Origin of the sequence: Burkholderia sp. Ac-20365 (assembly GCF_017104715.1) — a bacterium.
GTDB lineage: Bacteria > Pseudomonadota > Gammaproteobacteria > Burkholderiales > Burkholderiaceae > Paraburkholderia.
Map to the genome: position 1 here is coordinate 1 of NZ_JAAGPI010000140.1, position 722 is coordinate 722.

The following is a 722-nucleotide window of genomic DNA, read 5'->3' on the forward strand; positions in this document are numbered from 1 at the left end:
GCCGCGCAATCCTGTGAGCCCGCGAGCGTGCTGCGCGAGCGCGTGACGTCGAAGGTCGGCACGACGGCCGCCGCGCTCGCGTCGTTCGACGCGCAAGGCGTGAAGGATGCGATCGTGCGCGGTGCACTCGCGGCCGAAGCGCGTGCGAAGGAAATGGGCGACGAGCTCGGCCGCGCGTGAGCGCGCCTGCGGTGGCCGGCCCGGTGCTCGCTGTACGCGTTGGGCGCCCCGCCCCGTCATGCTGATTTGCACGAACAACAAAAAAGCGGCCCAGGCCGCTTTTTTGTGGGTACCGCGTCTAGCATCGCATACCGCCTGCGGTGCGATCGCGAAATTCAGCTCCCCGCCAGCAGGTAATGCACGGCGATCCCGGCGAACAGCACGCCGCCGAGCCAGTTGTTGTGCCGGAACGCCGCGAAGCACGGCATCCGCTCGCGGTCCTTGATCAGCGTGTAGTGATACAACGCGCAGCCGACCGCCGCCGCCCAGCCGGCCCAGTATGCGAGGCCGAAGCCGAGCGTCACGCCGATCCACACGTAGATGCCGAGCGTCACCGCGTAGCACAGCATCACGGCCGCGACGTCGAAGCGGCCGAACGTCAGCGCGGACGTGCGGATGCCGATCTTGATGTCGTCGTCGCGATCGACCATCGCATATTCGGTGTCGTATGCGACCGACCAGAAGATGTTCGCGACCAGCATCACCCACGCGATCGTCGGCAC

2 protein-coding genes are annotated in these 722 nt (G+C 67.3%); one reads left to right on the forward strand and one right to left on the reverse strand.

Going from position 1 to position 722, the window contains the following annotated elements:
* A partial coding sequence (locus G3O01_RS45010) for a pyrroline-5-carboxylate reductase dimerization domain-containing protein (RefSeq protein ID WP_277403091.1) occupies nucleotides 1-180 on the forward strand: 180 nt, incomplete at its 5' end.
* Between the two features lie 155 nt (nucleotides 181-335).
* Here the strand turns inward: G3O01_RS45010 and G3O01_RS45015 are convergent.
* On the reverse strand, nucleotides 336-722 hold a 387-nt coding region (locus G3O01_RS45015; protein ID WP_205814007.1), incomplete at its 5' end, for a UbiA family prenyltransferase.